Here is a 10,262-nt window from a genome sequence, read left to right on the forward strand (position 1 = left end):
CTGCCGCCGCCGCGCTCTGGCTCGCGGCGGCCGACGCCACCGAGTCGACCTTCTGCTGCTGCTCCTTGACCGCCGACTGCACGGCCTGGCTCGCCTGGGAGCTGACAGCCGCGCCCGCCGTCGAGGTGATGGCCGGCTTGAGCAGGCCGAACCACGCCGCCGCCAGGGCAGCGGCAGCCGCGGCGGTCAGCGCCAGCACCTTGGGCAGCATCGCCGGCATCAGCGGGCGCTGCTCGTACGCGCCGTCGATGGGTTCGCCCGGCTCACCGGCCTGGACGACACGGACCTGGAAGGCGTGCCGTTTCTCCGCCCCGCGCAGGATGCGGTGGCGCGGCCGTACCGTCAGCTTGAGGTGGCCCTCCTCCCCGGGCGCGAGTTCGGCCTGCTCGGGGTGGACCCGGTACCGCAGCTTCTCGTCGGTGTCCCAGGTCGCGAGCGACACCTCGGCCGGCATGTTGCCCCGGTTGCGCACCGCCACCTGGAACCCCGCGCGGAGCCGTCCCCGGTTCGAGCGCGGGAGCAGCGCCGCCTCGACCTCGTGGAACGGCAGAACCTCCACCGCTCCTTCCGGGACCGTCACCTCCTGCGGTCGTTCGGAGGGCACGACCCGTACCGCGAAAGGCAGTTGCCCGACAGGGGCCTCGGGCGTCCGAGGGGGCTGGAAGGTCAGGGTCACCGTGTCGCCGGTGCCGGGGTAGAGCGACAGCTCGGCCGGTTCCACCACGGACCAGGCCGCCGGCGCGCCGACCACCTCGAACCGGTACGCCTCGACGATGTCACCGCCGTTGCGGACGTGCAGCGTGACCTGCTGACTTCCTCCGGGCTCGACCGAGAGGGACGGGGGAGCCAACCGCGCAGTTGCTGTCATGGCCCCTGACTGTAGGAAGATCACCGCTCCGCGCCAGGACCCGATCGGGAAGAACCCGAGGCAACATCCCTTCCCATTAGCTTCACATTAAGTGCACGCAAAGTCCGTAAGTGCATGCTCGGTGCTCCCTTGGTTTCGACATTCGATACTTGACATTCGACATCGACACCTGATTCGACATCGACACCTGGCCGGCCGGTCCTCACCCGGTCATGGCCGGGAACGCAGGAGCGCGAAGTGGAACGTGTTGCCGTCTTGGTCCTCGCGGAAGACCAGATCTCCAGGTCGGGCGTGGTCAGCCAGCTCAAGCAGCGTCCTGAACTGTGGGTACTCCAGGAATCCGAACACGCGCGGGCGGCGGTCGTGTTCGTGGTCTCCGAATGCGTCGACGACCACACCGTGGTCCTGCTGCGCCGCCTCGGCCGTACGTCCGCCGCCCGCGTCGTGCTGATCGCCTCGCGGGTCGACGACGCCGGCCTCGTCACGGCGGCCGAGTGCGGGGTCCTGGGCGTGGTGCGCCGCTCGGAGGCCACCCCGGACCGGATCGTCCAGGTGGCCCTGCTCGCGGCCCGGGGCGAGAGCAGCATGCCGTCCGACCTGCTGGCCCGGCTGCTGGCCCAGGTCGGCAAGATGCACCAGCAACTGCTCGACCCGCGCGGGCTGTCGTACTCCGGGATGAGCACGCGGGAGATCGGCGTGCTCAAGCTTGTCGCCGACGGCTTCGACACCCGGGAGATCGCCGAGAGCCTCTCCTACTCGGAGCGCACCGTGAAGAACATCCTGCACGACGTCACCAGCCGGCTCCAGTTGCGCAACCGGACCCACGCGGTCGCGTACGCACTGCGGCAGGGCCTCATCTGAGGCTCTTCGCGGGGGAGTTCCAGGGGCTCCTCGAACCCCGGCCCTTACCCCACCGTCCGCCGCTCGCCGTACGGGCGTCCGCTGCCCGATGGGGTAACGGGTTCTGCGTCCTTCTCTGCGCTGCCGTACGGGGTGCGCCCACCGGCGGGCGACCAGGATCGGCCGTCTGACCGTCCGGGGGCGAGCGCTGGCTCCTGCCCCGGTGCCGAGGAATCGGGAGGGAACGAGCCGGTGCGCCCTAGCGTTCGCATGCCGCGTGCTCACGGGAGCCACGGGAGGAGCAGGCGCCTTGCCGTCAGGGCGCTCCCGCTCCTGCTGCTGGGGACGCTGCTGGGCATCGTCACCCCGGAGGGAAGCGGTAACGCGGCGCCGACCGACACCGCGGCCCCGGGGCGGGTCGCGTTCTACGGCACGCAGCACCGCAGCCTCGGCACGGTCGCCCTCGGTGCCGGGAGCGCCACGGCCAGCGTGCCGCTCTTCCCCGGCCCGCAGCACTACGACGACGACGCCTCGGCGCAGGGCGACGCCGTCGTCTGGACGAGTCTGCGGGACTCCGCCGAGGCCCAGGTCTTCATCCAGCGCGGCGACGGCCCCGTCATCAGGGTCACCACCGGGGCGACCGGCGTACAGCACCCACGGCTCTCCCCGGACGGCAAACAGGTGGCCTTCGCCGCCACCACCGGCCGTACCGACGGGCAGCACGACATCTGGGTCGCGCGGGTCGAGGACGGCCGCACGTCACGGATCACCCACTCCGGCGACAACACCTGGCCCGCCTGGTCGGCGGACGGCGGACAGCTGGCGTTCAGCGCCCGGCTCGGCGACGCCTCCTCGTACCAGCTCTTCACCGCCCCGGCGGCGGGCGGCGGCGGGCCCGTACGGCAGCTCACCACGGCGGAGGACTGCGCCGACGGCCCCGGCGCGACCGAGCCCGCCTGGTCGCCGACCGGCGCCGGCACGCTCGTCTACACCTGCGAGGGGCGGCCGGGGGGATATCCGGCCGAGGACGGAACGCACCTGGTGCTGCGGTCCCCGAACGGGGCCCAGTCCCCGGCGCTTCCGGCGAACTGGCAGGGCCGGGAGGGCAGTTGGTCGGCGGACGGCACGAGCCTGGCCTTCATCACCCACGGCGAGCCGGGCAACAACGACTGGCGGGACCTCGTCTACACGGCGTCGGCCGGCGGAGCGGCGGCCCCCGTCCTGCGGCTGACGGAGAACCGGGAGGTCAGCGGCCCCAGTTGGTACACCCCGGCCGGAGGCGACACCGAGCTGCTCGTCGCCCGCGACTCGGCGGAGGCGTCCCGCGATCCCGAGCTCTCGGACATGCTGCCCGACGGATCCGACCCCCGCGACCTGGGTCTGTCGGCCGCCGCCCCCGCCTCCAACAACGGCTGGACCGGCAGGGGACCCGTGTACTCGCCCGACGGACGCCGGATCGCCTTCGCCCGGATCGAGCGGGTGAGCAGCGACGAGTTCAAGCCCCGGATCTGGATCGCGAACGCCGACGGATCCGCCGCCCGCCCGCTGCGCACCCTGTCTCCGGCCGACCCCAGGGAGACCTCCCCGGCCTGGTCGCCGGACGGCCGCCGGATCGCGGTCGTGCGGGACGGCTACGTCGCGGACCGGCACCGGATCTGGATCTCCGTGATCGACGTCGCCTCGGGGCAGGAGGTCTTCGGCGTCGACCAGGCGGCGGGCGAACTGGACCTGGACCCGTCGTTCGCGCCGGACGGCCGCACGCTGCTGTTCACCCGTATCACCGAAGGGAACAACGAGAACGAGCGGGACTGGACGGCGATCTGGTCGGTACGCGCCTTTGACGGCGGCGGAGCGACCGACCTGACCGCGGTCTCCGTACCGGACAAGAACGAACGGCGCGACGCGGCGCCCGCGCTCTCGCCGGACGGTTCCACGATCGCCTTCGTCAGCGCGGAGGGCGTCTGGCTGATGGACGCGGACGGCACCGACCGCCGCCCGCTCCCGGACGGCACCTCCGACCGGACCGCCCCGGCCTGGTCCCCCGACGGATCACGGATCGCCTTCACCGGCCGGTACCTGGAACAGCGCCGGATCAACACGGTGGACCTCGCCACGGGCACCCGCACGGTCCTGCTGCCCCTGGGGTACTCGGGATCGCGCGCCGACGGCGGCTTCCAGGAGTCCCCGGCCTGGCAGCCGACCGCCGACCTCGACACCTCGCCGCTCTCCCTCCCGGGAGAACTGAAACCCGGCGACAGGACGACCGTCACGGTCGCCGTACGCAACCTCGGCCCGGTGGCGGAACCGGCCGCGCGGCTGGTCGTCTCGGTACCGGCGGGCCTGCGCCTGACCGCCATGGAGCCGGGCCCGGATCCGAGTACGGGCAGCTGTGACGTCGCCCGGTTCACCTGCGACCTCGGCGCGCTGACCGTGGCGGCACAGGTCCCGGTGACACTCCACCTCACGGCCGTGGCAGAGGGCTCCGCGCTCCTCGTCTGGACCGTGTCCGGCTCCGTACAGGACCCCGACACGGCCGACAACCACGCGACCGCGCAGCTCACGGTCGGCGCGGCACCCACGCCGCCGCCGACGCCGCCCCCGGCCCCACCGGCGGCCCCGCCCGTACTGACCGTCGTGGCGACCCCCGGCACCGGCACGGGTACCGCCTACGTCGGCGGCGCGGTCACGGTGACGTACACGGTGACCAACCCCGGCCGCCGGGCCGTCGAGGGACTGTCACTGGCCGCCGTACTCCCCGAAACCTTCACGGTGAGCGGGCTGCCCGACGCCTGCCGGACCGCCGCCGGGTGCGCGCTCGCGGCCCTGCCGCCGGGCGGCTCCGCCGTCGTACAGGCAGTACTGACCTTGACGGCGGCCGGCCGCTACCGTCTCGGCGCCTCGGTGAGCGCGACCTCGCGGCCGGCGGCGGGCGGTGCGGTACGGGCCCACACGGACCTGGCGGTACGTCAGCCGGTGATCACCGCGGGGCCGCCGGTCGGCCGACCGGGCACGGTCACGCTGGTCCGGGGGACGGACTTCCCGCCCGGGCTACCGGTACGGCTCGCCTGGAACCCGGGCATCACGGCGGCGGCCAACCCCGCCGTCCCCGGGGCCGACGGGACGTTCGTCGCGCAGATGCTGATCCTGAAGGGCGACAGCACCGGCCACCGGACGGTCACCGCCTCGGGCACCGGGTTCGGGCCGGTCACGGCCCCCTTCCTGGTGACGAGGGACCAGTTGCTGCCACCGCTGTGGCAGGCCGTCACGGACGGCGGCCGGCCGGCCGGTACGTCGGCCGGTGCGCCCGTAGGTACGCCGGTCGGCGCGAACCCGGGTGCGGGCGCGGCGCCCGTCCGGCCTTCGTCGGGCGGGCGGCGACCGTGATCCATGAGGTGGACGAGGCCCTGCGGGGCCTGCTGGCCGAGGAGATCCTCGGGGAGACCGGCGCCGAGGTGGTCTTCGAGGCCCCCACCCGGGAATGGGTGGCCAGACGCTCCGGCGCCCCCGCCGTCAACGTCTTCCTCTACGACGTACGCGAGGACCTCGACCGACGGCAGGCGGGCCTCCGCGACGAGGTCGACGACCAGGGCCGGACCGTACGGCGGAGCGAACCGCCCCGCTGGTACAGCCTCTCCTACCTGGTCACCGCCTGGACCCAACGGCCCCAGGACGAGCACCGGCTGCTGTCGCTGCTGCTGGCGGGCCTGGTGGGCGCGGGCAGCCTGGCACCCGAGCGGCTCACCGGTTCACTGGCCGAGCTGAACCTGGCCGTCCCGCTGGTCGTCGCCCACCCGCCCGCCGGGCACCGCGCGCTGGCCGACGTCTGGTCGGCACTCGGCGGCGAACTCAAGCCCTCCCTCGACCTGGTCGTGGCCGCTCCCCTGGTACCCCTCACCCGACCGGTCGGCCCCCTGGTCACGGACGGCATGGAAGTGCACATCCTGGACAGGAGCGGCGGCCCGGACGGGACCCGCCGCAGCGAGAGAAGGCGCTCGCGCCATCAGGGTGAGCACGGTGGCGTGCACAGGGGCGTGGACGAGGCCATGCCCGACGGGCAGCCCCCCGAGCCCAGACCGGACGCCGCGCCGATGCTGGGCGCCCGCCGGGTCCGTGGCCCGGGAGCGGGCGGTACGGCGCCGGGGACGGTACGACGGTGAACGGAACGTCAGTGGAGACCTCTGCGGAGACCTCTGCGGAATCCGCGGCGAGGCCGTCCGCGAAGCCACGTCCCGCCGCCGAACCCGGTCCCGCCCCGGCCCACCGGGCGCCGCTCGCCCGCCTCGGTGTCGTCGAGGAGCTGGTGCGCGCGGCGGTGGACCGTCGGCGTGGCACCGACCCGCATCCGGACGATCCGCTGCGCGGCCTGTACCTGTCCGAGGAGTACATCGGCCGCCTGCTGGAGCGGCCGGACGGCATCGGCTCCGGCCCGCGTGAGGGGTCACCACCGGCTGGTGCGCCGGAGCCAGGTGCCGACTCCGGTGCCGACCCCGGTGCCGAGCCCGGTGCGGAGTCGACCGGGAGTCGGGGGGCCGGGGCTGTTGCGCCTGTGGAGTCGCTCGCCCGGCGCTTCGGGCTGAGCTCCTTCGATGTCGACGTCATCCTCGTCGCCCTCCTCCCGGATCTCGACACCGGCTACGAGCAGCTGTACGGCTATCTCAACGACGACGTCACCCGGCGGCGGGCCGGTATCGGGCTCGCCCTGGACGTGCTCGGCGCCGACGCCCGGCATCCCGGTGTCCGCGCCCGGTTCTCCGAGGGCGGCCCGCTGGTGGGGGGCGGGCTGCTGGAGATCGAGGACACCGGCAGGCCCTTCCTCGCCCGGGGACTGCGCGTGCCGGACCGGGTGGCCGCGTATCTGCTGGGCGACGACAACCCCGACCCGCGCACCGACGCCGTACTCCGCGTCCTGGATCCGCCGGACCTCTCGCAGGAGGGTGACCCGGCTCCATGGCAGGCGGCCGATACCTCTGTGGCCGCCCCCGTCGCCTCCCTCGCCGCCGCGCTCCGGGCCGGCGTACGGCTGGTTCATCTGCACCAGGAGCAGGGCGGGTCGGCGACCGGTACGGCGGCCACGGGCCTGCGGCGGGCCGGGCTTGCGGCGCTGGCGCTCGACCTCTCGGCGCTGGCGGCGCTGCCCCACCCGGAACATCTGGTGCCGGTCGCGGTCCGGGAGGCGCGGCTGCGCGGCGGTGGACTCGTCGTGGGACCGCTGGAGGCGCTGGAGCCCGTCGCCCACCCGGAACACCGGCTGCTGCTGCGTACTCTGGCCGCGCTGCCCGTGCCGGTCGTCTTCACCGGGCGCCGCGGCTGGGACCCCCAGTGGGCCCCGGCGAGCCCGTTGGCCCTCACCGTTCCCGGGCTGGACGCCGACCAGCGCGCGGCCCTGTGGCGCGAGGCGCTTGCCCCGGCCGGGGGCCTCGCGGACGGCGAGGGCAGCGAGGACGAAGTCGTCGTGGACCTCATGTCCGCCTACGTGCTGACGCCCGAGCAGATCCGGCGTGCCGCCGTGACGGCGCGCGGTCTGGCGGCGGCCACCGGCGGACGTGTCACCCGGGCCCAGTTGAGCACGGCGGTCCGGGCGCAGAACGCCACCGGGCTCGACCGTCTCGCCCGCCGTATCGAACCGGCCGTCGGCTGGGCGGACCTTGTCGTGCCGGAGGCGGTGAGCGAGCAGCTCGGCGAACTCGCGCGCCGGGCTCGGCACCGGGAGCGGGTGCTCGGGCAGTGGGGCATGCGTCCGGGCGGTGGCCGGGGCCGGGGCGTGATGGCGCTGCTCGCGGGGGAGTCCGGCACCGGCAAGACGATGTCGGCGGAGGTGATCGCCGGGGACCTGGGCCTGGACCTCTACGTCGTCGACCTCTCCTCGGTCGTCGACAAGTACATCGGCGAGACGGAGAAGAACCTCGAACGGATCTTCACCGAGGCTGCCGGGGTGAACGGCATCCTGCTCTTCGACGAGGCCGACGCGATCTTCAGCAAGCGCTCCGAGGTGAAGGACTCCCACGACCGCAACGCGAACATGGAGAGCGCCTATCTGCTCCAGCGCATGGAGTCCTTCGACGGCATCGCCGTCCTCACCACCAACCTGCGGTCCAACCTCGACGAGGCGTTCATCCGCCGGCTCGACGTGATCGTCGACTTCCCCGTGCCGGCGGCCTCGCTCCGCCGCGACCTGTGGGACCGCTGCCTGGGCCCCGCGATCCCCCGTGACGACGGGCTCGACCTGGACTTCTGCGCCCGCTTCGAACTGGCCGGCGGCTCGATCAGGGCCTGCGTGATCACGGCCGCGTATCTGGCGGCGGAGAGCGGGCGGCCGGTCTCCACGGCGGATCTGGTCGGCGCCGTCAAGCAGGAGTACCGCAAGCTCGGCCGGCTGGTCCTGGACCACGAGTTCACGCCGCCCCTGGGCGGGGCGGGCGGTGGGCCCCGGCGGGACGGCTGAGGCCGCCCGGGCCGCAGCGCCCTTCCACCTTCACCGAAGCCGAATTGTGAGGACACCTCGCATGAGAATGCTGGAAGAACCGGACCACCCGGAGCGACTCCACCGCGCCGCGTCGCACGGTGGAGAGCAGGGTGGACAGGCAGTCCCGGCCCACGTCGCGGCGGCGCTCGGTGCGGCCGGCCGGCTGACGCCTGCCGCGGTCCTGGCCCTGCAACGGAGCGCCGGGAACGCCGCCGTCGTCGCGATGCTGCAACGGCAGGCCGACGCGGACCGGCAGACAGCGGCGACGGACCCCGGCGCGCAGTGCCGCCAGGTACTGAGCACGTCCGGCAGTCCGATGCCGGACGCCCTGCGTACCGAGATGGAGGCCCGCCTCGGGGCGGACTTCTCGGACGTACGCCTGCACACCGACACCGTCGCCCAACGCTCCGCCCAGGGCGTCCACGCCCGCGCGTACACCTCACGCAACCATGTGGTCATCGGTGCCGGCGGTGGGGACAGGCACACCCTCGCCCACGAACTCACCCATGTGATCCAGCAACGTCAGGGGCCCGTCGCCGGAACGGACACCGGGACCGGGCTGCGCGTCAGCGATCCGTCGGACGTGTTCGAGCGGGCAGCGGAGGCCAACGCCCGGCGGGTGCTGGCCGGGCCGGTTCCGGTGCGGCGGGAGACCGGCTGCGACTCCGGTGCCCCGCCGTCACCGGACGCCACGGGGCAGGCAGGGCCGGCACCCGTCCAGCGCACCTTCATGATGGCGAACAAGGTCTACAACTCGGGCAACGTCCACGAAATTGATGAGGAAAAGGTGTTCGCGAAAGCCTCTGCGGCACAGCGGAGATATGACGCGAAGACCCACGGCCATATCGTGGAGCGGATACGAGCCATGGCGGACGGTGAGGAGGACTACGGACGGTTTGCGAATTACGAGAATCTCATCAATGCGGCGCTCACACATCACCGTGCGCAAGAGGCGAAGAATCTACCTCAAGTCACCTCCATGACGATCAGGACCAGCGCTTTCGCCACATCGAGCTCTGCAGCATCAAGCTCCGCCGCGTCCAGTACATCCGCGTCTGGCTCGTACAGTTTCTCCTCGTCCAGTTCGTCCGCGTCGAGTTCGTCCGGCTCCGGAGGGGGACAACTCACCGACCAGGAAAAGGTCGAGCGCCTCGCGCAGGTGCGCCGCACGGCATCTCTGGCCGTCCCCGAAACCCTTCACGATTTCCGCGACCGGTCCCGCATGGTCACATCCTTCGTTCCCCTTGCCAGTGACCATGAGGGGCAGAATCCGACCTACACCATCGGCCATACCGGAAACTGGCTGTTGGGTGGAGCAGGGGCAGGGCACAGCTATCGTGAGCTGGCCAAGAATGCGAAAATCCACTCCGGATTGACAGATGTCGACCTTGCCAAACGATTCATAGCGTATTTGGGTGGAGACGCGAAAGCTTTCGCCGGTATGAATGCGTCGGCTATCAGTCAGTGTCTGAAAATGGTCTCACTGTTTCAGGGGCCAGAGTTCCGCCGCGCCGCTTTCAACTCGGTGGCAGCAATCGCCGCATTGAATCATGTGATTTCCACGAATGGTGAGGTGGATATTGCCGAAGCCATATACAAATCTACGCTTTTCGGGCCGACCGATGCGGGATCGAAGCAGTCCCAGTTCCACCGGGATACCGACGTCGAAACGGATGCCCAGGAATTCCGTGAGCAGGCCGTAAGGGAATATGATGCTGTCGCCGGTCTCCTCCGCGCGAACGGTGTTGACCCGACGCAGATGAAAGACTTCGAACAGGGATGTCAAATGCTGGCGTTTACGCTGGCAAAGGCCCATTCGAGTACCTTCAAATACGAAATGCGTTGACTGAAGCCGACCCGGCGTGCCAGGCGCCCCGCGGGTACCCATGGGGTGCCCGATCGCGCACCCCACGCGTCCCCTCGCGCGGCGCGAGTGGCCGTACCCCGCCCTCCCGCCCGCGAATGACACTGCTCGCCTGTCCGCAGTCGTCCGAAGCCGAAGAGGAGCGCGAAGATGCCCACGTACCTGTCCCCGGGTGTGTATGTGGAGGAGGCCCAGAGCGGCTCCCGCCCGATCGAAGGGGTGGGGAC

Annotated in this window: 6 protein-coding genes; 5 read left to right on the top strand and 1 reads right to left on the bottom strand. The window is 71.9% G+C overall.

Annotated elements, in window-relative coordinates; genetic code table 11:
- The coding region (locus AOK08_RS05405) for a COG1470 family protein (protein WP_479683312.1) at positions 1–868 on the bottom strand (868 nt) is incomplete at its 3' end.
- 237 nt (positions 869–1,105) lie between these two features.
- On the opposite strand from AOK08_RS05405, the gene AOK08_RS05410 reads away from it, so the two are divergent.
- The 5 genes from AOK08_RS05410 to AOK08_RS05430 all read left to right on the top strand — a co-directional run bounded on the left by AOK08_RS05410 (position 1,106) and on the right by AOK08_RS05430 (position 10,017).
- Positions 1,106–1,729 (top strand): response regulator transcription factor, encoded by a 624-nt coding sequence (locus tag AOK08_RS05410; RefSeq protein WP_055524154.1) that lies wholly within the window; start codon positions 1,106–1,108, stop codon positions 1,727–1,729.
- 249 nt (positions 1,730–1,978) lie between these two features.
- Positions 1,979–5,092, top strand: a complete 3,114-nt coding sequence (locus tag AOK08_RS05415) for a DUF11 domain-containing protein (protein ID WP_055524156.1) — start codon at positions 1,979–1,981, stop codon at positions 5,090–5,092.
- Complete coding sequence (locus tag AOK08_RS42755; protein WP_079053845.1) at positions 5,089–5,865, top strand: Pvc16 family protein; 777 nt, start codon at positions 5,089–5,091, stop codon at positions 5,863–5,865. Before AOK08_RS05415 ends, AOK08_RS42755 begins: the two co-directional genes overlap by 4 nt.
- Positions 5,862–8,150 (top strand): ATP-binding protein, encoded by a 2,289-nt coding sequence (locus AOK08_RS05425; protein ID WP_241826843.1) that lies wholly within the window; start codon positions 5,862–5,864, stop codon positions 8,148–8,150. The genes AOK08_RS42755 and AOK08_RS05425 overlap by 4 nt, the downstream gene beginning before the upstream one ends.
- 61 nt (positions 8,151–8,211) lie before the next feature.
- Positions 8,212–10,017, top strand: coding sequence for an eCIS core domain-containing protein (locus AOK08_RS05430; protein ID WP_055524158.1), 1,806 nt, complete (start codon positions 8,212–8,214; stop codon positions 10,015–10,017).
- Positions 10,018–10,262 lie beyond the last annotated feature (245 nt).

Origin of the sequence: Streptomyces graminilatus, from assembly GCF_001418565.1 — a bacterium.
Taxonomy (GTDB): domain Bacteria; phylum Actinomycetota; class Actinomycetes; order Streptomycetales; family Streptomycetaceae; genus Streptomyces; species Streptomyces graminilatus.